The sequence below is a fragment of the Shewanella sp. T24-MNA-CIBAN-0130 genome (genome assembly GCF_040310185.1).
GTDB lineage: Bacteria > Pseudomonadota > Gammaproteobacteria > Enterobacterales > Shewanellaceae > Shewanella > Shewanella psychromarinicola.
Genome location: NZ_JBEOPP010000016.1, coordinates 12997 through 33846 on the forward strand (window position 1 = coordinate 12997; position 20850 = coordinate 33846).

At 41.8% G+C, this 20850-nt stretch carries 19 protein-coding genes; 1 reads left to right on the top strand and 18 read right to left on the bottom strand.

Annotation, left to right across the window (positions count from 1 at the left end):
• Positions 1-434 precede the first annotated feature (434 nt).
• Entirely contained in the window at positions 435-932 is a 498-nt protein-coding gene (locus tag AAEZ02_RS08855; protein WP_351088687.1) for a fasciclin domain-containing protein, read from the top strand.
• 431 nt (positions 933-1363) lie between these two features.
• Here AAEZ02_RS08855 and glmS read toward each other — a convergent pair whose 3' ends face one another.
• The 18 genes from glmS to mioC form a co-directional block, all read right to left on the bottom strand.
• Complete coding sequence (gene glmS / locus AAEZ02_RS08860) at positions 1364-3193, bottom strand: glutamine--fructose-6-phosphate transaminase (isomerizing) (RefSeq protein WP_101033424.1); 1830 nt, start codon at positions 3191-3193, stop codon at positions 1364-1366.
• A 29-nt stretch (positions 3194-3222) separates the two neighbouring features.
• On the bottom strand, positions 3223-3993 hold the full coding sequence (locus tag AAEZ02_RS08865) for a DeoR/GlpR family DNA-binding transcription regulator (RefSeq protein WP_124012909.1): 771 nt from the start codon (positions 3991-3993) through the stop codon (positions 3223-3225).
• Positions 3994-4174: 181 nt separating this feature from the next.
• On the bottom strand, positions 4175-6268 hold the full coding sequence (locus AAEZ02_RS08870; protein ID WP_351122794.1) for a TonB-dependent receptor: 2094 nt from the start codon (positions 6266-6268) through the stop codon (positions 4175-4177).
• A 265-nt stretch (positions 6269-6533) separates the two neighbouring features.
• The gene (gene glmU / locus AAEZ02_RS08875) at positions 6534-7898 is read right to left on the bottom strand and encodes a bifunctional UDP-N-acetylglucosamine diphosphorylase/glucosamine-1-phosphate N-acetyltransferase GlmU (protein ID WP_351088685.1); all 1365 of its coding nucleotides are present in this window, start codon (positions 7896-7898) and stop codon (positions 6534-6536) included.
• 139 nt (positions 7899-8037) lie between these two features.
• Complete coding sequence (locus tag AAEZ02_RS08880; RefSeq protein ID WP_101033428.1) at positions 8038-8466, bottom strand: F0F1 ATP synthase subunit epsilon; 429 nt, start codon at positions 8464-8466, stop codon at positions 8038-8040.
• A gap of 36 nt (positions 8467-8502) precedes the next feature.
• Positions 8503-9894, bottom strand: coding sequence for a F0F1 ATP synthase subunit beta (gene atpD / locus AAEZ02_RS08885; protein WP_101033429.1), 1392 nt, complete (start codon positions 9892-9894; stop codon positions 8503-8505).
• Between the two features lie 35 nt (positions 9895-9929).
• Positions 9930-10790: a F0F1 ATP synthase subunit gamma gene (gene atpG, locus AAEZ02_RS08890; RefSeq protein ID WP_101033430.1), complete on the bottom strand. Its 861-nt coding sequence runs from the start codon at positions 10788-10790 to the stop codon at positions 9930-9932.
• Positions 10791-10843: 53 nt separating this feature from the next.
• A complete protein-coding gene (gene atpA, locus AAEZ02_RS08895) occupies positions 10844-12385 on the bottom strand; it encodes a F0F1 ATP synthase subunit alpha (protein ID WP_101033431.1) in 1542 nt (513 codons plus the stop codon).
• Positions 12386-12399: 14 nt separating this feature from the next.
• Positions 12400-12933 carry a F0F1 ATP synthase subunit delta gene (gene atpH, locus AAEZ02_RS08900; RefSeq protein WP_101033432.1) on the bottom strand — a complete coding sequence of 178 codons (534 nt, stop codon included), beginning with the start codon at positions 12931-12933 and terminating at the stop codon, positions 12400-12402.
• Positions 12934-12949: 16 nt separating this feature from the next.
• Complete coding sequence (atpF, locus tag AAEZ02_RS08905; RefSeq protein ID WP_124012912.1) at positions 12950-13420, bottom strand: F0F1 ATP synthase subunit B; 471 nt, start codon at positions 13418-13420, stop codon at positions 12950-12952.
• Positions 13421-13457: 37 nt separating this feature from the next.
• Positions 13458-13709 carry a F0F1 ATP synthase subunit C gene (gene atpE / locus AAEZ02_RS08910; RefSeq protein WP_011639455.1) on the bottom strand — a complete coding sequence of 84 codons (252 nt, stop codon included), beginning with the start codon at positions 13707-13709 and terminating at the stop codon, positions 13458-13460.
• 65 nt (positions 13710-13774) lie between these two features.
• Entirely contained in the window at positions 13775-14611 is an 837-nt protein-coding gene (gene atpB / locus AAEZ02_RS08915) for a F0F1 ATP synthase subunit A (protein ID WP_101033434.1), read from the bottom strand.
• A gap of 12 nt (positions 14612-14623) precedes the next feature.
• A complete protein-coding gene (locus tag AAEZ02_RS08920; RefSeq protein ID WP_101033435.1) occupies positions 14624-15007 on the bottom strand; it encodes an ATP synthase subunit I in 384 nt (127 codons plus the stop codon).
• A 225-nt stretch (positions 15008-15232) separates the two neighbouring features.
• Positions 15233-16117: a ParB/RepB/Spo0J family partition protein gene (locus tag AAEZ02_RS08925; protein ID WP_101033436.1), complete on the bottom strand. Its 885-nt coding sequence runs from the start codon at positions 16115-16117 to the stop codon at positions 15233-15235.
• A gap of 9 nt (positions 16118-16126) precedes the next feature.
• Positions 16127-16915 (bottom strand): ParA family protein, encoded by a 789-nt coding sequence (locus AAEZ02_RS08930; protein WP_124012913.1) that lies wholly within the window; start codon positions 16913-16915, stop codon positions 16127-16129.
• A 62-nt stretch (positions 16916-16977) separates the two neighbouring features.
• Positions 16978-17598 carry a 16S rRNA (guanine(527)-N(7))-methyltransferase RsmG gene (gene rsmG / locus AAEZ02_RS08935; protein WP_124012914.1) on the bottom strand — a complete coding sequence of 207 codons (621 nt, stop codon included), beginning with the start codon at positions 17596-17598 and terminating at the stop codon, positions 16978-16980.
• A gap of 112 nt (positions 17599-17710) precedes the next feature.
• Positions 17711-19600, bottom strand: a complete 1890-nt coding sequence (gene mnmG, locus AAEZ02_RS08940; RefSeq protein ID WP_101033439.1) for a tRNA uridine-5-carboxymethylaminomethyl(34) synthesis enzyme MnmG — start codon at positions 19598-19600, stop codon at positions 17711-17713.
• 471 nt (positions 19601-20071) lie between these two features.
• On the bottom strand, positions 20072-20512 hold the full coding sequence (mioC, locus tag AAEZ02_RS08945; RefSeq protein WP_101033440.1) for an FMN-binding protein MioC: 441 nt from the start codon (positions 20510-20512) through the stop codon (positions 20072-20074).
• Positions 20513-20850 lie beyond the last annotated feature (338 nt).

The window sequence follows — 20850 nt, forward strand, 5'->3', positions numbered from 1 at the left end:
CAGAAAATAACCGAAAGGATAATGAGATTAATATATCTATCTTTGGCTTATTGTCAGATGCGTTAGTACGGGAATGATTAAGCTCCGGCAATGTATCATCGCACAACGAAACTCACCGATGATTAATATCACAAAAATTACAATCCTGTTTTACTTAAAAAAGGCCTAAAACCCCAGCCTTTTGAACGGGTGCATCAGCAAACCAACAATTATCCTATTAATAGCCCATTGCCAAAAGGTGATGTATTTAAAGATCTTGTGGGCAAAATTGAGTAGCGAAAAAGGGTTCTTGTTGAACACCCGGTGATATTTTAGCGTCGTACTGTAAGTAAATTGAAACCAAACTGATCTAGTTGTTTATACCATACGTAACAAATGTTGCACAAAAAACAGCCTCCCCCTCAAAGTGGTATAAATTCGAAAGGAATATAAAAATGTTAAAGAAATTTATTACAACACTCGCCCTTATTGTTGCCAGTTTATCATTCACCTCTGTTGCTTATGCCGAACATCATGGTATGAAAAAAGACATTGTCGATGTAGCAGCTGAAAATGGATCTTTCAATACGCTTGTTGCTGCAATCAAAGCAGCAGGACTTGTTGATACACTAAAAGGTGAAGGTCCATTTACGGTATTCGCACCGACAGATGAAGCTTTTGCTAAGTTAGCAGATGGGACCGTCGAGTCGCTACTGAAACCAGAAAACAAAGATAAACTTGCGACAATTTTAACATATCATGTTGTTGCAGGAAAAGTGATGGCTGCTGATGTCGTTAAACTAGACAGCGCATCAACAGTTCAGGGACAAATGGTTACCATTAAAGCAAAATACGGCAATGTAATGGTAAATAACGCAAAAGTTATCATGACAGACGTAAAGGCGAGCAACGGTGTGATCCACGTGATTGATACTGTACTACTGCCTAAGTAATTGATGTACCGACGGGGGTATTGGTTACCATCGGTGCCCCCTGACCTTCAACAGCATAATATTTTTTATAATACAGAGCCTAGGTAATCGATAGCCAATCTTTAGATAACATGTCGAGCATCGAAACAGTCGTCTGTTTTTTATATTGCCTTATTCAATATTTTCCAACTTATGACCATTGTTTAGATAAACCTCAAAGTATTGAATGAGCTTAATGATTTCTTTTCTAGTTAAACAACCTAGCGTGTTTCAACATGATTGCGATAGCTTTTATGGCCAGCTAAGTGCTCACATTGCGATCGACTTATTTGAAACTAAAAACGTAAACAACCAAAAACACCATTGATTTATTCGACCCCTGCACCCAACAAAAACAGCTTCCTAAGAAGCTGTTTTTCATTGCTATATGCGATTTAAATCAATTTAGAGGTTTATTCTACCGTGACTGATTTGGCTAAATTACGCGGCTGATCTACGTCAGTCCCTTTAATTAATGCCACATGGTATGACAATAACTGTAATGGGATGGTGTAGATTAACGGTGCCATAAATACATCGCAGTGTGGAACAGGGATGACTTTCATGGTGTCGTCTGACTCAAATTCTGCATCGACATCAGCAAACACATACATCAATCCACCACGGGCACGCACTTCTTCAACGTTTGATTTAAGCTTTTCGAGTAATTCATTGTTTGGCGCCACCACAATCACGGGCATATCGGCATCAATCAAGGCTAATGGGCCATGCTTTAGCTCGCCAGAAGCATAGGCTTCTGCGTGAATATACGAAATTTCTTTTAGCTTTAATGCACCTTCCATCGCAATGGGGTATTGATCGCCTCGGCCTAAGAATAAGGCATTCTGTTTATCGGCAAAGTCTTCAGCTAATTCTGCAATAGCATCATTTAAGCCAAGCGCTTGCTCCACTTTAGCAGGCATAGATAACAGGCTTTGCGTAATAGCCGCTTCCATGTCGCTAGACATACCATTATGACGACCAATCGCCGTGGTTAACATTAACAAACCGGCAAGTTGCACGGTAAAGGCTTTCGTTGATGCAACGCCAATTTCAGCGCCCGCTTTCATCATGTAAGCCATATCAGATTCACGTACTAATGATGAACCCGCTGAGTTACAAATGGTTAATGTGGCTTTATAGCCCATTTCTTTTGCCAGGCGCATTGCCGCTAACGTATCTGCGGTTTCACCAGATTGTGAGATAGTCACTAACAAGCTATTTGGGAATAAGTGCGACTTGCGGTAACGAAATTCTGAGGCGATTTCGACGTTACACGATACTCCGGCCCAGTCTTCTAACCAGTAACGCGCTGCCATACCCGCATGATAACTGGTACCACAGGCAATAATTTGTACGTGCTTAATGTCTTTTAAAAATTCAGCTGCATTTTCGCCAAAAGCTGAATCTAATACCTTACCGCCGGCAATACGACCTTCTAAGGTGTGCGCAATGGCTGTAGGTTGCTCATAAATTTCTTTGAGCATGTAGTGACGATATTCACCTTTGTCACCCGCGTCATGGGTCACTTCAGATTCTTTCACTTCACGCTTAACGGCGTTGCCATTAACATCAAAAATATTCACTTCACGACGCGTTATTTCTGCTACGTCGCCTTCTTCTAAAAAGGCGAACGAGCGAGTGACGGGTAACAGTGCCAGTTGGTCTGAGGCGACAAAGTTTTCACCTAGGCCGTAACCTATCACTAACGGGCTACCGCTTCGAGCCACAACCATGCGATCACTGTCGCGGCGGTCGATAACAACAGTGCCATAGGCGCCTTCAAGTTGCTTAACGGTCGCTTGTACCGCTGCTAATAAATTAGTCGCTGTTTTTAATTCGTGGTGAACAAGATGACAAATCACTTCGGTGTCGGTGTCTGATGAAAATACGTAACCCAAACCTTTTAACATTTCGCGCAGTTTGTTGTGGTTTTCAATAATACCGTTATGTACAACAGCAACATCGCCTTCAGATAAATGTGGGTGTGCATTTCGCTCACTTGGTTCACCGTGGGTTGCCCAGCGAGTGTGGGCAATACCGGTGCCACCCGTTAATGGTGCGGCATCAAGTGCTGATGATAACTCCTGCACTTTACCCACGCGGCGAGTACGGCTTAATTCACCTTGATGAATCACAGCAACGCCCGCTGAGTCATAGCCACGGTATTCAAGACGGCGTAAACCTTCAACTAATATTTCAGCAACATCCCTTTGGGCCACGGCGCCTACGATTCCACACATGATATTTTCCTTTATTATTTCAATTTAATTTAATTAGCGAACGGCGCGAGTATCACCCTAACGCCATGGGCTGAAATGGTATCGACTGCATCTTGGGTGATGTTGTCATCGGTCACTAACACATTAATCACATCCCAAGGCAGCTCTAGATTGGGGATACGCCGACCAATTTTGGTCGATTCCAAAAGTACCACCACTTCACGCGACATTTCTGCCATCACTTTACTTAAGCCTGTTAACTCGTTAAACGTGGTGGTACCGCGATTAAGATCGATGCCGTCGGCACCGATAAACAGTTGGTCAAAGTTATATGATCGCAGCACTTGCTCTGCCACTTGGCCTTGAAAAGACTCAGAATGGGGATCCCACGTACCGCCGGTCATCAATAATGTCGGTTCATTTTCAAGTTCATGAACGGCATTGGCTAACTGTAATGAATTAGTCATCACCACTAAGCCACGTTTGTCATTGAGTTGCTGGACAATACCTGATGTGGTACTGCCGCTATCGATGATTATCCGGTTATGGTCGCGGATCAGCAGTGCGGCTTTGGCGGCTATCGCTTGTTTATTAAGAGACAGTTTTTCGCTGGCTATTTGGGTCATTTCTTGTGGCACTGACACCGCGCCGCCATAACGTCGTAATAATAGTCCATGGGTTTCAAGCATGGCCAAATCTTTACGAATAGTCACTTCTGAAGTGGCAAATAGATTCGCCAGCTCATCGACACTGACTTCGCCTTGCTCATTAACCAATTTAATGATCGAATGGCGACGTTGTTGGGTGTTACGTTTCGTCATTAAAATTAACTATCTTTCACATAAGTTTCGAAGCGAAAGGTATTTTAACAGCAAATGAAACTTTTTCTAGATCATATAGCCTAAATTTGAAATAAAAGTACAAAAAAGCCTCTTGAGTAAGTAGAGGCTTTTGATGATTAAGAAATGAAACTACTTTGAGTGGATAAAATCTTATTTCTGATTAGAACTTAGTTTCGACGGCAACACTGAAATTACGGTCTTGGCCGATTGTGACCATATTATACTGACCACCTTCAATATAATCGGTATCGAATAGATTTCTGACATTGGCACGAACACTGACGTCTTTGCCCATAATATCCATAGTATAAGCGGCACCAATATCAAAGCGGACATAACCGTCTTTGCTAATGCTGTTATCGGTATTAGCAAAACGCTCACCAACGTAGATAGCACCAAAATTAATTGCCAAACCTTCGGTCATTTCATAGCGAGTCCAGATGTTGGCTGACAATTCTGGAGCATCAACGGGTGTTTTACCTTCTCGCTCATCGCCAGTTTGATATTTGGCATTTAAGTACATCATTGAAGAGGTCATAAACCAGTTATCACTTAATTGACCTTGAGCGCCGACTTCAAATCCACGATGTTGCTGCTCACCGCCTTGGGTGGTGATATCAGTAAAGGAAGCTATTGGAGTCGGTAATGTCTCAGAGACAGTTATATTTTCAAGGGTGATATCAAATACCGCCGCCGTGAGTAACAAACTATCGTTAAACAGCTCCCATTTGGTGCCGACTTCATACTGAACACCATATTCAGGCTTTAAATCTAGCTTATCGTTTACATCAAACTGATTACTAACGGCACCTTGTGGGGTAAAGCTCTTTGAATAGTTAACGTAAATGTTGCCATTTTCCATCGGCGAGTAAATAATCCCAAATTTAGGTGATACCGCATAACTGTTCTGACCTAAGCCATCTTTCTTCTGTTCATCGTAACGCACTCCAGCGAGCAACTTCCATTGCTCACTTAATGTCATTAAATCCTGTAAATAGAAGCCGTAGTATTGGTATTCACTCGCAGTGCTTTTTGTACCAAGATGATAATCAATATCTGGCTGTATAAGGGGTTGTCCAGGCATAACCGTTTGAGGGGTACCCCGTACGATTTGTCTCTGATAGAAATAATCTAAATAGTTAGCGCCGATCAACAATTGATGTTGTATTGCCGCGAAATTAAACTCGCCAGTGAAATCGATATAAGCCGTTTTATGTTGCCAGTCGTCATAGCGATCAAATGGTTTAATGTTGTAACCATTAGTAAAAGGGTCGGTTGTACGTTGCGGCGCAGAGTCGAAACGTTGACGATTAAATTGTTGATCGTTATATCCCCCTTTAACTTTCCACTTATCACTAATATACCAAGTCAGATCAGCACCTAGGTTAGAAATGGTATTATCGGTAAAAGCCCAAGGTGCATCCCAAACGGTTTTATTACTCCCAATAACATTACCTTGGGCATCTAACCAACCACCGGCATCAATACCGGCTTTATCTTGAGTGTGATCGTATTTAACCGATAACAATACATCATCAGTTAAATCAAATTCCATATTAAGATAACCTAACCAACGATCGCGCTGTTGATTTTCTTCGGTAGTGGAATATTCACGCCAGTATTGGGTGTCTTGCTTAACTAACACACCACGATAACGAATGCTTTGAGCGTCATTTAAACTCCCTCCAGCATCTATCTTCGCACGAGTAGAGCCGTAACCATCCGTGTCTAAACCGATATTAAGCATAGAGTCATAGGTCGGTTTTTTAGTCACCATATTGACTAAACCGCCAGGGCCAGATTGGCCATACAGCATACTAGAAGGGCCTTTCAATACTTCAACTTGTTGCAGCGTTTCAATAGGTTGTATGTAGTGAGACCATTGCTGGTGGCCATTAATAAGATAACCATTGCCCGAACTTAACTCAAAACCTCGAATACTGAACACTTGGCGGTTCCAGCGTGTCGTCCCGGCTGTTACGCTCGAGTCGTTCACTAACACTTCGGCAAGGTTAGTGGCCAGTTGTTCGTCGGTAACAAAATAGGGGATCACATTGACTGATTGCGGAGTATCCATGAGGTCGATATCACCACGCATAGCGCCAGATGCTGTACCGACTTTATAATCGTTAAAAGAACGACCGGTAACATTAATGCGCTCTATGCTTGCATCACTCGAGACCTCTGCCATCACAGGCATAGTCATTAATACCGAACCGACGGCCAAACCTATGACTGAATATTTATACACCATTGCCAACACCTCAATTAAACCTTTAACTTTAGAATTAACGGTAATATAAATGAGAAGCGTTTGTATTTAAGGTTCTTTACACAAACTTACAATCTGTTGCGATATAGATCAAAACTATTTAAAACCAATAGATTGAAAACCACATCTAGGTTAACTCAAGCTTAATTTATTTTTAATCAGTGATTTTCTATACAGAATAAATAAACAACAAAAATGTTAAAACAAAAAAACGGCATATAGCCGTTTTTTTGTATTCGTTTAAAACTTACTTTTTAATTTTTAACGGACGTTGCCAACCCGTAATATGGCGCTGCTTAACGCGGGTAATGACCAATTCATCTTCGCTGACATCTTTAGTAATAGTAGAACCAGCACCAAGGGTGGCATTTTTACCAATAGTAACGGGGGCAATTAATTGGGTATCACTACCGACAAATACGCCATCTTCAATGGTGGTAATAAACTTATTGGCACCATCGTAATTACAGGTGATGGTACCGGCGCCAATGTTCACCCCAGCGCCGATTTGGGCATCACCTAAATAGGCTAAGTGGCCTGCTTTAGAGCCCTTACCTAACACGCTTTTTTTAATTTCAACGAAGTTACCAATGTGGGCATCTTCTTTAAGCTCTGCCCCAGGGCGTAAACGGGCAAAAGGTCCTGCACTCGCAGCGGGTCCAAGCTTGGCGCCTTCTACAATAGTATAGGGTTTAATTTCAGCATTATCGGCAATCTGGCAATCTATAAGAATCGCTCCTGCGCCAATAGTGACGTTATTACCCAAGGTGACTTTACCTTGGAATATCACATTGATATCAATCATCACGTCCATACCTACGCTTACATCACCGCGAATATCGATGCGAGCAGGATCGCGCAAGTTAGCCCCTTCGAGCATCAGTTTTTCAGCAGCACGCGCTTGATAAGCTCGTTCTAATTGCGCTAGTTGTACGCGATTATTAGCGCCTTCAACTTCGATAGACGATTGCGGCTGTGAGGTAGTAATTTCAACGCCATCAGCTTTAGCCATGCCAATAATGTCGGTTAAGTAGTATTCGCCTTGAGCATTGTTATTCGATAAACGCTTTAACCACGCTTTTAGCTGCTTACCGGGTACCGCCATGATGCCGGTGTTCACTTCGTTAATTTTTAGCTGTTCAGCGTTGGCATCTTTTTGTTCAATAATGCCGACTACGCTGCCATGCTCACGCACAATACGACCATAACCGCTAGGGTTAGGTAAATTAACCGTCAAAATAGCTAGGCCATTTACAGGGCGAGCAGCCAATAATGCTTCTAGGGTTGATTGCTGAATAAGCGGCACATCGCCATATAGGATCAAAACGGTATCGTGGTCATTAATGTTTGGGGTTGCTTGCGCGACCGCATGGCCGGTCCCCAGTTGTTCTGCTTGTAATACCCAGTTTAATGCTTGCTCACCTAATGCTATTTGTAACTTATCTGCGCCATAGCCATACACTAATTGAATTGCAGATGAGCCTAATGAATTAGCCGTATCTATCACGTGTTGCACCATACTTTTATGGGCAATAGGATGCAGCACTTTAGGCAGATCTGAGCGCATCCGAGTTCCTTTTCCTGCAGCTAAGATCACAACATTTAACGACATTAAGCATTCCTTTATTGAACCGATAGAGATTGGCTGACATTTTAACGGAATATCGCCAAAAGTAAAAATAGAGCGAGGGAATTTAACCCATAAAAAAGGCGACTCATAAGAGTCGCCTTTTAAGCGTCAAATAATCAGATTATCTGGTGATATTTTTCTTGATGGTTTCAACAACACGTAATTGAGCCAAAGATTTGGCCAATTCGATTACAGCAGCTTCGTAATTGAAGTCAGATCCAGCATTAGCAATTGCTTGCTCAGCATGTTCTTTAGCTTCTAAAGCCGCTTTCTCATCAATATCATCGGCACGTAATGCTACATCAGCAAGTACTGAAATTGCAGTAGGTTGTACTTCCAGTAAACCACCTGAAAGATACAACACTTCTACACTGCCATCTTGCATGATAAAGCGCGCCATACCAGGCTTAATTTTTGTTAGTAACGCAACATGGTTAGGCATAATACCTAACTCACCTTCAGCACCATTAACTTCAAAGAAGCTAACTTGGCCATGGAAGATGCTGCTTTCTGCACTAACAATATCAAGTTGGACTGTTTTGGCTGCCATCAAGTTCTCCTTAAAGAACTAAGCTTTACGGCCTAGTTATTTTTTTTTGTTCGCTTTTTCGACAGCTTCATCGATTGAGCCAACCATGTAGAACGCTTGCTCTGGAATGTGATCGAACTCGCCATCCAAGATACCCTTAAAGCCACGAATGGTGTCTTTTAGAGAAACGTACGTACCAGGAGAACCGGTGAAGACTTCTGCTACGAAGAAAGGTTGAGACAAGAAACGCTCAATCTTACGTGCTCGGAATACCATGGTTTTGTCATCATCTGACAATTCATCCATACCCAAGATAGCAATAATGTCTTTCAGCTCTTTATAACGCTGTAATACAGTTTGTACACCGTTTGCAACATCATAATGCTCTTGGCCAACAACCTGAGGATCTAACTGACGTGAAGTCGAATCCAATGGGTCAACCGCAGGGTAAATACCCAAAGAAGCAATTTGACGAGACAATACAACAGTCGCATCTAAGTGAGCGAAAGTTGTTGCTGGTGACGGATCAGTTAAGTCATCCGCAGGTACATATACTGCTTGTACAGAAGTAATCGAACCCGTCTTAGTTGAAGCGATGCGTTCTTGAAGAACACCCATCTCTTCAGCTAGTGTTGGCTGATAACCTACTGCAGAAGGCATACGACCTAATAGTGCAGATACTTCAGTACCGGCTAGGGTGTAACGATAAATATTGTCAACGAACAACAATACGTCACGACCTTCGTCACGGAACTTTTCAGCGATACTCAGGCCGGTTAACGCTACGCGTAAACGGTTTCCTGGAGGCTCGTTCATCTGACCATAAACCATGGCAACTTTGTCTAATACGCCTGAATCTTCCATCTCGTAGTAGAAGTCGTTACCCTCACGGGTACGCTCACCAACACCAGCGAAAACAGAAAGACCAGAGTGAGCTTTAGCGATGTTGTTAATCAGTTCCATCATGTTAACTGTTTTACCAACACCAGCACCACCGAACAGACCTACTTTACCGCCTTTAGCGAAAGGACAAACAAGGTCGATAACCTTGATACCCGTCTCTAATAGTTCAGTTGAAGTTGACTGATCTTCGTATGAAGGCGCAGCACGGTGAATAACATAACGTTCTTCTTCACCGATAGGACCCGCTTCATCGATAGGCTCGCCCAATACATTCATAATACGGCCAAGGGTCTTAAGCCCAACCGGAACATTAATTGGTGAACCTGAGTTTACTACCTCTAGACCACGACGCAGACCATCAGAAGAACCCATAGCGATGGTACGAACAACGCCACCACCTAGCTGCTGCTGAACTTCCAGCACCAAACCATTACATGGGCCTTCGCCAGTGATCTTCAGAGCGTCATATACTCGAGGTACAGAATCTTGTGGAAATTCTACGTCCACAACCGCGCCAATTACTTGGACAACAGTACCTGTGCTCATGATTAATCCTCTAAACTTGATTTCGTTACCTAAACCTAAACCGCTGCAGCGCCTGAGACAATTTCCGACAGTTCTTGCGTAATAGCAGCCTGACGGGCCTTGTTATAGACGAGTTGCAAATCATCGATCATTTCGCCAGCGTTATCTGTTGCCGCCTTCATTGCTACCATACGGGCAGCCTGTTCAGAGGCAATATTCTCAACAACACCTTGATACACTTGAGACTCTACATAACGAGTTAACAATACATCCAAAACTTCTTTTGGATCTGGCTCGTAAATATAATCCCAAGGATAATTAGCTACTTCTTCATCTGACTTAGGTAAAGGTAGCAGCTGTTCGATCACTGGTGTCTGGCTCATTGTATTAACAAACTTGTTAAACACAATGTACAGACGATCCAATTTACCTTCGTTGTAAGCTTTTAACATGACACGTACTGTGCCAATCAAATCAACAAGTTTGGGCGCATCGCCTAAACCTGATGCATGGGCGGATATTTCACCACCGAAGCTTTTAAAAAACTGAACAGAACGGGCACCAATTGGGCAAAACTCAAAATCTGCGCCCTGTTCCTTCCATTTTTTAACGTCTGACACAACCTGTTTAAATAAGTTGACGTTCAAACCACCACAAAGGCCACGGTCGGTCGCTACAACAATGTAACCAACCCGCTTGGCCTCTCTCACCTCTAAATAGGGGTGTTTATACTCGAGAGTACCTCGCGCTACGTGACCGATCACCTTACGCATATTTTCTGCATATGGACGGCTTGCTCTCATGCGTTCCTGCGCTTTGCGCATTTTGCTGGCAGCTACCATTTCCATAGCGGAAGTGATCTTCTGAGTATTTTTAATACTCGCGATCTTGGTTTTAATCTCTTTAGCGTTGGCCATCTCTACTCTCCAATCTGGGACCTGAGGTGCCTAATGACACCCCTTGTTCATTATTACCAGGTTTGGGTTTCAATGAACTTGTCTAAGCCTGCCTTTAACTCACCTTCGATATCAGCGTTATAATCGCCAGTAGCATTGATGGTATTAAATAGGTCAGCATGTTGACTGTTCATGTATGAAAGCAGAGCGGCCTCGAAGCGACCAATTTCATTTAAAGCAACACCTTTAAGGTAGCCTTTTTCAGCTGCGAAAATAGACACAGACTGTGCTGCAACGCTCATAGGAGCATATTGCTTTTGCTTCATTAATTCGGTTACACGCTCACCATGCTCAAGTTGAGCACGTGTTGCATCATCTAAATCAGATGCAAACTGTGAGAACGCAGCAAGCTCTCGATACTGTGCAAGAGCAGTACGAATACCACCTGACAGTTTCTTGATGATTTTAGTCTGCGCAGCACCACCAACACGAGAAACTGAAATACCTGGGTTAACAGCTGGACGTAAGCCCGAGTTAAACAAATCAGTTTCAAGGAAGATCTGACCATCTGTAATAGAAATTACGTTAGTCGGTACGAACGCTGATACATCACCAGCTTGGGTTTCAATAATAGGCAAAGCGGTTAACGAACCCGTTTGACCTGTTACTGCACCTTTAGTGAACTTTTCTACATAATTTACGTTTACGCGTGAAGCACGCTCTAGTAAACGAGAGTGTAGATAAAATACGTCACCTGGGTAGGCTTCACGTCCTGGTGGACGCTTCAATAGCAATGAAATTTGACGGTAAGCAACTGCTTGCTTAGACAAATCATCATATACGATTAAAGAATCTTCACCGCGGTCACGGAAGTATTCACCCATAGAACAACCAGAATATGGCGCTAAAAATTGCAGTGCTGCAGTTTCAGAAGCAGATGCAACAACTACGATAGTGTTAGCTAATGCGCCATGTTCTTCAAGCTTTCGCACTACGTTAGCAATGGTAGAAGCTTTCTGACCAATGGCAACATAGACACACTTAATGCCTGAATCTTTCTGGTTGATAATTGCATCGATTGCCATCGCTGTTTTACCAGTCTGACGGTCACCAATGATCAATTCACGTTGACCACGACCAATAGGAATCATGGCATCAACGGCTTTATAACCAGTTTGAATTGGTTGTGATACAGACTTACGTTCAATAACACCAGGGGCAATCACTTCAACAGGAGAGAAACCATCGTTTTCGATAGGTCCTTTACCGTCAATAGGCTCACCTAGAGTGTTAACAACGCGGCCAAGTAGACCACGACCCACTGGTACTTCAAGAATACGACCAGTGGTTCTAACTTTATCGCCTTCTGCTAAATTAGCATAAGGCCCCATCACTACGGCGCCGACAGAATCACGTTCTAAGTTCAACGCGATTGCAAAACAGCCACCAGGCAGTTCGATCATTTCACCCTGCATTACATCGGCAAGGCCGTTAATGCGAATGATGCCGTCACTTACTGCAACGATTGTACCTTCGTTGCGAGCTTCACTAACGACGTCGAACTGCTCGATCCGCTGCTTAATCAGATCGCTGATTTCAGTGGAATTCAGTTGCATGCTCAAACTCCCAATTACGACTGCAGCTTATCAGACAATCGCGATAATTTACCGCTTACCGAGCCATCAATGACTAGGTCGCCTGATTTAATAATAACACCGCCAATAAGCGATGCGTCGATGCTGCAATTCAGCTTAACTTTGCGTGCGAGACGTTTCTCTAGAGAAACACTAATTTGTTGCTGTTGCTCAGAGCTTAGCTCAGTAGCAGAAACCACATAGGCCTCAACTTCTTTTGCCCACTCATTACGGTATTCAGCAAAAAGTAGCGATACTGTTGACAGTATCCCTAAACGACCGTTTTCAGCCATTACCTTTATCAGATTTTGACCTTGCTCATTGACTTGTTCACCGCATACTTTAATAAACAGTGAAGCGAGTTCTGTACTCGCTAAAGTACCATTAAGCAGTGGCTTTATTGATTCGTTTTCACTTACCAATGAAGCGAAAGTTAACATTTCTGTCCAACTTTCTACTACTTTATGTTCAACAGCAAAATCAAAAGCTGCCTTTGCGTAAGGGCGAGCGATGGTGCTTAATTCAGCCATAACTCAACTCCCTTAATCAAATTTCAGCAACAAGTTTATTAACAATGTCACTGTGGGCTTCTGGATCAATCGCACGTTCAAGAATCTTCTCTGCACCAATGATGGCTAGAGAAGCAACTTGCTTACGCAAGTCATCTTTCAGGCGATTACGTTCGTTTTCAATTTCTGCTTGACCCTGAGCGATAATTTTCGCTCGCTCAGTTTGAGCTTCAGCTTTAGCTTCGTCAACGATTTGAGCCTTACGCTTATTAGCTTGCTCAATAATGTCGTTGGCAGTTACCTTTGCTTCTTTTAGATGCTCAGTAGCTTTAACTTGTGCTAACTCTAGATCTTTTGCTGCACGGCCGGCATCAGCCAGACCATCAGCAATTTTCTTCTGGCGTTCTTCGATGGCATTCATCAACGGCGGCCATACAAACTTCATGCAAAACCACACGAAGAGAATAAAGGCAACCGTCTGACCGAATAGGGTAGCGTTGAAATTCACAACAGCCTCCTAGTTAGATTAAAGACAGAAGCGTTAATTAAAGCATTGCACCCAATGGGTTAGTAAACAACATAAATAGCGCAATACCGACACCGATCATAGTCACCGCATCTAGTAGACCCGCTACGATGAACATTTTAACTTGTAACATAGGCGCCATTTCTGGCTGACGTGCTGCACCTTCCAAAAACTTTCCACCTAAAAGGCCGAAACCGATAGCTGTTCCTAATGCACCCATACCAATAAGTAGAGCAACAGCAATAGCCGTCATTCCTAATACAGTTTCCATATCTATCTCCAGTATTCTAAATCGTTGTTATTAATGATTTAGGTCAAAAAAATTTTCGGTTATTCTTAATGATCTTCATGAGCCATGCTTAAATAAACGATGGTCAACATCATGAAAATAAATGCTTGTAAGGTAATAATTAAAATATGGAAAATTAACCAACCTAGTTGTAAACCTACACCTAGAGCAGATAACGCCACGTTAGAACCGTACATCAATGCAATAAGAATAAAAATCAACTCACCAGCATACAAGTTACCAAATAGTCGAAGAGCCAATGAAATAGGCTTTGCAACAAGAGTAACTGTTTCTAATAAAAAGTTGACGGGTATCATTGCCCAATGGTTAAAAGGCTGAAGTGTTAATTCTTTTACAAAACCTGAAACACCTTTGACTTTAATGCTGTAATAAATAATCAGCACAAACACACCAATAGCTAAGCTGAAGGTGATGTTAACGTCGGTAGTCGGAACAACTTTTAGGTATGGCACACCCATTAAACTCGCTGCCCAAGGCAACCAATCTACAGGTATCATATCCATGAAGTTCATCATGAAAATCCACACAAAAACTGTCAAGGCTAAAGGTGCAATAACCGGATTGCGGCCGTGAAAAGTTTCTTTCACACTGCTATCAACGAACTCAACAATCATCTCGACAAAACATTGAAATTTGCCAGGAACGCCTGTTGTCGCTTTTTTGCCGGCACTGTAAAACAGCCATAAGAACAACACTCCAAGCCCAACCGAAAAGAACAACGAATCAATGTTCCAAGTCCAAAAGCCAGCCTTTTCACATGCATGGTTCATTGCTAGCCCATTATCGGTAGCACAAACTTGCAGGTTAGTAAGGTGATGTTGGATATAGCTTTGCTGTGTTAGCTCTTCACCAGTTGCAGCCATGATTCATCCCACTTAACTTTGCTTGAAATATAAAGGTGCTATCCAATGTACTACTAACGCTAACGAATAACAGGTAAAAAGTGGCATAAAACCGACTTTTAAATTGATAAACACTAACGAAAACAATGCAATGGTTAACAGCATCTTTACCGCTTCCCCCCAATAAAAGCTTTTAATCACTTTTACTGCTGAGCTTGCTCCACTATGAGAGAAAGCTAGGGTTGCGAATACAAAATTAGGAAGTACAGCAATTACACCACCTGCTAGTGCAGATAAGCCATGCAGTGCTCCCCACATAACGAAAAATAATATTGAAATAATACTCGCCACTGCCGCTTGTACCAGCACTAATTTATAGGCTGCTAACCTGCCACGACGCGCCAAAACATTACTCAACTTTATATCTCCGCATTAATACCTTTTGTGGTCCTAATGTTAAATTTAATATATTAAACTAGCCTTAAGATCCAAAAAGCCTGCAAAGTATACCTTTTCGCGCTTTGTTTGCAACGTTGATGATAGTAAAACAGCTATGTAATGCACTATTACGCACTTAATAATCAAAAACAAAAAACAGAGCTATGTCGCAAACTTACTAATGAAATTGGTTTAATCCACATTTCAACGAATTTTACTTAAAATCCCGTCTAATTCAGTAAGGTTCTGATAGTTTATAACAATTTTCCCTTTACCTTTGCTGCCATGATTAATGGCAACCTTGGCACCGAGTTTTTCAATTAACTCTTGCTCTAAGCGACTAACATCATGATCTTTAGCTGGTGTTTCGGCTTCTTTAGCAGGATTTAAGACTTTATTAACTAATCGTTCAGTTTCTCGAACAGTCATTTCTTTTGACGCGACTAATCGAGCTAAATTTGTCTGTTCATCACCCTCTACAGCCAATAATGCACGGGCATGGCCCATGTCGATGTCACCATTTTCTAACAAACGTTTAACAGGCTCGTTGAGGCTATTTAAGCGTAATAAATTAGACACGCTTGCACGAGACTTACCAACAGCATCGGCTACTTGTTGGTGGGTTAACTCAAACTCTTCAAGTAATCGTTGCAGTGCGATGGCTTCTTCCATTGCATTAAGATCTTCACGCTGAATATTCTCAATAAGGGCGATGGCGACAGCAGCATCATCTGCCACTTGCTTAACAATACAGGGGACTTTATCAAGTTTGGCTAATTGAGCGGCACGCCAGCGACGTTCACCGGCGATGATTTCATAGTTAGTTTCAGATATTTTACGGATAACAATCGGTTGGATTACACCTTGAGCACGAATCGATTCAGCCAACTCTTCTAACGCTTCTGATGACATATCTTTACGAGGTTGATATTTACCCGGCTGTAATAAATCAAGATCTAGGTGAATTAAATCACTTAATCTAGCTGATTGTTGCTGTTCTTCTGCTTGTTCGCTTTTAAGACTTGCGGCATTACTATGATTTAATAAGGCATCCAAGCCTTTACCTAAACCGCGTTTTTTTAAGGTCATTTTTGTATCCTACGCTTGTTTTGGTTGAGTTTGCTGTTCCGCACGACGTATTATTTCACCGGCTAGGGCTAAATATGCTTTGGCTCCAGCACTTGATTTGTCGTAATACATGGCAGGTGCACCAAAACTAGGTGCTTCAGCTAAACGAACATTTCTAGGTATGACGGTACGATACACTTTTTCACCAAAATGCTGCTTGAGTTGATCAGATACATCATTTGATAAACGATTGCGCGGATCATACATGGTGCGCAAAATACCTTCTATGCTCAACGTAGGGTTAACCATAGCACCGAGCTTAGTTATAGTATCAATTAACGCTGTTAAGCCTTCTAGGGCATAATATTCGCATTGCATTGGTACTAGAACCGAATCAGCGGCAGACATGGCGTTTACCGTTAGCATATTGAGCGATGGCGGGCAGTCTATAAAAATATAGTCATAATCATCTTTGATCGACGCTATTGCATTACGTAAACGGATCTCTCGAGCATAAAATTCCATCAATTTAATTTCTGCCGCGGTGACATCACTATTACCTGCGATCAAATCATATTTACCTACGGTATTTTTAATCACGATATCGGCAAACGGTTTTTCTTCGACTAATAATTCATAAGCGGTATTCTCGACTTCATATTTATCAACGCCACTGCCCATAGTCGCATTGCCTTGAGGATCTAAATCGATCAACAACACTTTACGCTTTGTGGCGGCAAGTGATGCGGCTAAATTAACGCAAGTTGTTGTTTTTCCAACGCCACCTTTTTGGTTGGCTACGGCAATTATTTTACCCACAATGTCATCCTGTCTTAAAATTATTGATGTCCGGTTAGCTTAATTAGCGAAAGAAATGCGTGTTATTGCTTGGCTATTTTTAATAAATGTCGCTGTTCATCTAACGTTGGAACATGCAATACAATAGTTTCTACCAACGAAAATCCTGCTGGTATCTGTTGTAATTCTTGCTGATTTAACTGGCCTTTTAACGCATAAAAAATGCCTTTTTCAGTCGGTAAATGGTGACACCAACTTAGCATATCTTGAATAGATGCAAATGCTCTGCTTAATACACCGTCAAATTTAATCTCTGGGTTATAAGCTTCAACACGACTTTCAACTGGAGTAATATTATTGATTTTTAGTTCGAACTGAACCTGTTTTTGAAAACGGAACCGTTTGCCTAAACTATCAAGCAATACAAACTGCTTATCTGGATTCATAATCGCTAATGGGATCCCAGGTAAACCAGGGCCGGTTCCTACATCGATAAAATGCTGTCCTTCAAGGTAAGGAGAAACCGTTAAGCTGTCCATAATATGGCGGATTAGCATTTGCTCAGGATCGCGAACGGAGGTGAGGTTATAAGCCTTATTCCATTTATCAAGCATTTCAACAAAACCTATTAATTGTTTTTGTTGTAATTCGGTGGCCGACATTTTAATTTCAGCTAAATAGGTTTTAAGTTGGGCAGATAACACAGAAAGCCTCGTAGGTTGCATGATAACGACGGCAGTTATTATGAAGCCGTAAAAGCACTAAGGGAAGCCTTATGGCTTCCCTTGTGTTATTGAGTTGAAAAAATTACAACATTTATGCGATTTTGCGCAATAAACCTCGTTTTTTCAAATGCACTAGCAAAATAGAGATTGCTGCAGGTGTAATTCCTGGGATCCTTGATGCTTGTCCAACGGTATCGGGTTTATGGTTATTGAGTTTTGCGATCACTTCATTTGACAGGCCTGGTACTTGTTGATAATCCAAATCAAGTGGCAATAACGAGTTTTCATGACGAATAGCTTTATCAATTTCATCTTGCTGACGCTGAATATAACCCGAGTATTTAACTTGAATTTGTACTTGCTCAGCCGCTTGCGGATCATCAAGACCAGGACCAAAACCCTCTAATGACATTAGCTTCGCATAATCCATTTCTGGACGACGTAGTAAATCTTCAAATGATGCTTCACGAGAAATAGGCGCATTTAATTCTGGATTAAGTACGCCTAATAAAGGTGAATTAGTATGAACCCATTGGCTACGTAAACGCTGAAGTTCCAATTCGATCGATTCTCTTTTTTCTATAAATAATTTCCAGCGATTGTCATCAACTAATCCAAGTTCACGGCCTTTTTCTGTTAAGCGTAAATCGGCATTGTCTTCGCGAAGCAATAAACGGTATTCCGCACGACTGGTAAACATGCGGTAGGGTTCTTTGGTTCCTAAGGTTGATAAATCATCAACAAGTACGCCAAGGTAAGCTTCATCACGACGAGGACACCAAGCCGTTTTGCCTTGAACTTGCAGTGATGCATTCATCCCAGCAAGTAAACCTTGTGCTCCGGCTTCTTCGTAACCTGTAGTGCCGTTAATTTGACCGGCGAAAAAGAGTCCTTCAATGGCTTTGGTTTCTAATGAGTTTTTAAGATCTCGTGGATCAAAATAATCATATTCAATGGCATAACCTGGCCGAATAATTTCAGCGTTTTCCATGCCTTTAATCGAACGTACTAAATTTAGCTGTACATCAAATGGTAAGCTGGTTGAGATACCGTTTGGGTAGATCTCATTGGTGCTTAGCCCTTCTGGCTCAATAAATATTTGATGTGACGATTTGTCTGCAAAACGGTGGATCTTGTCTTCGATAGATGGGCAATAACGTGGCCCAACACCTTCTATCACGCCAGAATACATCGGACTTCTATCAAGTCCTCCACGAATTATCTCGTGAGTATTTTCATTGGTATGAGTAATAAAACATGAAACTTGTCTTGGATGCTGGCTGACATTACCCGTAAATGACATTACAGGTAACGGTGTATCACCTTTTTGTTCGGTCATTTGTGAAAAATCAATGGTGTTTGCATCAATGCGTGGTGGTGTACCGGTTTTCAAGCGGCCAACACGGATATTTAATTCGCGTAAGCGATTAGCCAATGCAATCGCGGGTGGATCACCGGCTCTGCCACCGCTATAATTTTGCAGTCCAATGTGAATTTTACCGCTTAAAAAAGTGCCCGTGGTTAGCACTATTGCAGGTGCTTCGAAAGCTAAGCCCATTTGAGTTACTACACCAACAACTTTATCATTTTCAACAACGAGGTCATCAACAGCCTGTTGGAAAATACGTAAATTAACTTGGTTTTGTAAAATATGTTGGATTTTTTGACGATACAGCGCTCTGTCTGCTTGGGCTCGTGTTGCACGAACTGCTGGCCCTTTGCTTGAATTTAATGTTCTAAATTGGATACCAGCAAAGTCTGTTGCCGTTGCCATTGCCCCACCCAATGCATCTATTTCTTTCACTAAATGGCCTTTACCAATGCCACCGATAGCTGGATTACAAGACATTTGGCCAAGCGTGTCGATGTTATGAGTTAACAATAATGTTTTTGAGCCCATTCTTGCCGCTGCAAGTGCTGCTTCAGTTCCGGCATGACCACCACCAACAACAATTACATCAAACCGTTCATGAAAATGCATTATCTGACCTTTGATTGCTAAGTAAGTTAAATTTGAATCTACCCTTTTTTCGATTGGATCATTTTAGCACTTGCTTGTCTGAACGTGAACGATCATTTTTCACTGATTGATCAAGATGGCGTTTGCTTAATAGATCTTAAGATCTTTATATAGATCTTTTTATTATACTTATTATTAGGATCGGACTTTTCTGTTGATAACTTTTATTTTTCTTTATAATCATATAGTAATGCAAAACCTAACCTGTTATTTGATCGCGATCAAACTCAAGATAACATGGGGACAGATCGGGGGGTTATCCACAAGGGTGATCATTGAGCGGATCGGACCGTGAATAGTACAGAGTTATGATCGCTAAAAATAATAGCTTATCCACAAAGTTATACTAAAAAAGAGTATATTGTGGATAAGTGTAATCTAATCTGTGAATGGATCATTATTTATTCAGGATATGATCGCGTTTACTGACATTTAGATAAGATGTTGCCATTGCAATAACCACGCTAGAGCGGGTTCTTCCGGTATTGGATCTTGTTGTACATCGATTTGGATCTTATCCACAATAGCTTTAGATCCATTTTGTAAAAGCAGTTCGGTGATCATTTCAGGTCCTTGGCAGAAAGTATCGTAGCTTGAGTCCCCTATTGCACACAAAGCGAACTGGATATGGCTAAGATCGGGCATTTCGATCATTAATTGTTTATAAAAAGGAACGATATTATCAGGTAGATCGCCTGCTCCATGAGTAGAACTGACAATGATCCACAGTGAAAAATCACCTAATTCATCGATATTTGGCTCTATAAATACCTCTGTTTGGTGATTTAACTCAGCAAGTTGAGCTGCCATTTCATCGGCAACATACTCTGAACCCCCTAATGTTGTGCCTACTAATAATGCGATTTTTGCCATTTTAACTCCGAATGATTAATTATATTTGTCCATTATACGCCCATTTTTCATTACCCTGTGTGGCTAACCTCAGTCGTGTATTAGGCTGAATGTAACCATAAAACAACCGGTTTAAATGACTCTTGCTGAAGAAACACGACAGATAGCTGAGTTTGCATGGGGGTCTGAGAGGGTGATGTTATGGGTTGATGACTTATTCTGGCTTATTTACTTTCGATTTGTCCCCTTTAGCTACATAGATCACCCTATTAATGTCGTTAGAGGTCCATATCCTGATGATCGCGCCAAGCATAATATACTCATGCGTGGCGTTTTTCAGGGCCATGAGCGGTACCGTG

Excerpts from the sequence above, each read along its gene's own strand:
- AAEZ02_RS08855 (WP_351088687.1), top strand. The coding sequence starts at position 435 with ATGTTAAAGAAATTTATTACAACACTCGCCCTTATTGTTGCCAGTTTA.
- glmS (WP_101033424.1), bottom strand. The coding sequence starts at position 3,193 with ATGTGTGGAATCGTAGGCGCCGTGGCCCAAAGGGATGTTGCTGAAATA.
- AAEZ02_RS08865 (WP_124012909.1), bottom strand. The coding sequence starts at position 3,993 with ATGACGAAACGTAACACCCAACAACGTCGCCATTCGATCATTAAATTG.
- AAEZ02_RS08870 (WP_351122794.1), bottom strand. The coding sequence starts at position 6,268 with ATGGTGTATAAATATTCAGTCATAGGTTTGGCCGTCGGTTCGGTATTA.
- glmU (WP_351088685.1), bottom strand. The coding sequence starts at position 7,898 with ATGTCGTTAAATGTTGTGATCTTAGCTGCAGGAAAAGGAACTCGGATG.
- AAEZ02_RS08880 (WP_101033428.1), bottom strand. The coding sequence starts at position 8,466 with ATGGCAGCCAAAACAGTCCAACTTGATATTGTTAGTGCAGAAAGCAGC.
- atpD (WP_101033429.1), bottom strand. The coding sequence starts at position 9,894 with ATGAGCACAGGTACTGTTGTCCAAGTAATTGGCGCGGTTGTGGACGTA.
- atpG (WP_101033430.1), bottom strand. The coding sequence starts at position 10,790 with ATGGCCAACGCTAAAGAGATTAAAACCAAGATCGCGAGTATTAAAAAT.
- atpA (WP_101033431.1), bottom strand. The coding sequence starts at position 12,385 with ATGCAACTGAATTCCACTGAAATCAGCGATCTGATTAAGCAGCGGATC.
- atpH (WP_101033432.1), bottom strand. The coding sequence starts at position 12,933 with ATGGCTGAATTAAGCACCATCGCTCGCCCTTACGCAAAGGCAGCTTTT.
- atpE (WP_011639455.1), bottom strand. The coding sequence starts at position 13,709 with ATGGAAACTGTATTAGGAATGACGGCTATTGCTGTTGCTCTACTTATT.
- atpB (WP_101033434.1), bottom strand. The coding sequence starts at position 14,611 with ATGGCTGCAACTGGTGAAGAGCTAACACAGCAAAGCTATATCCAACAT.
- AAEZ02_RS08925 (WP_101033436.1), bottom strand. The coding sequence starts at position 16,117 with ATGACCTTAAAAAAACGCGGTTTAGGTAAAGGCTTGGATGCCTTATTA.
- mnmG (WP_101033439.1), bottom strand. The coding sequence starts at position 19,600 with ATGCATTTTCATGAACGGTTTGATGTAATTGTTGTTGGTGGTGGTCAT.
- mioC (WP_101033440.1), bottom strand. The coding sequence starts at position 20,512 with ATGGCAAAAATCGCATTATTAGTAGGCACAACATTAGGGGGTTCAGAG.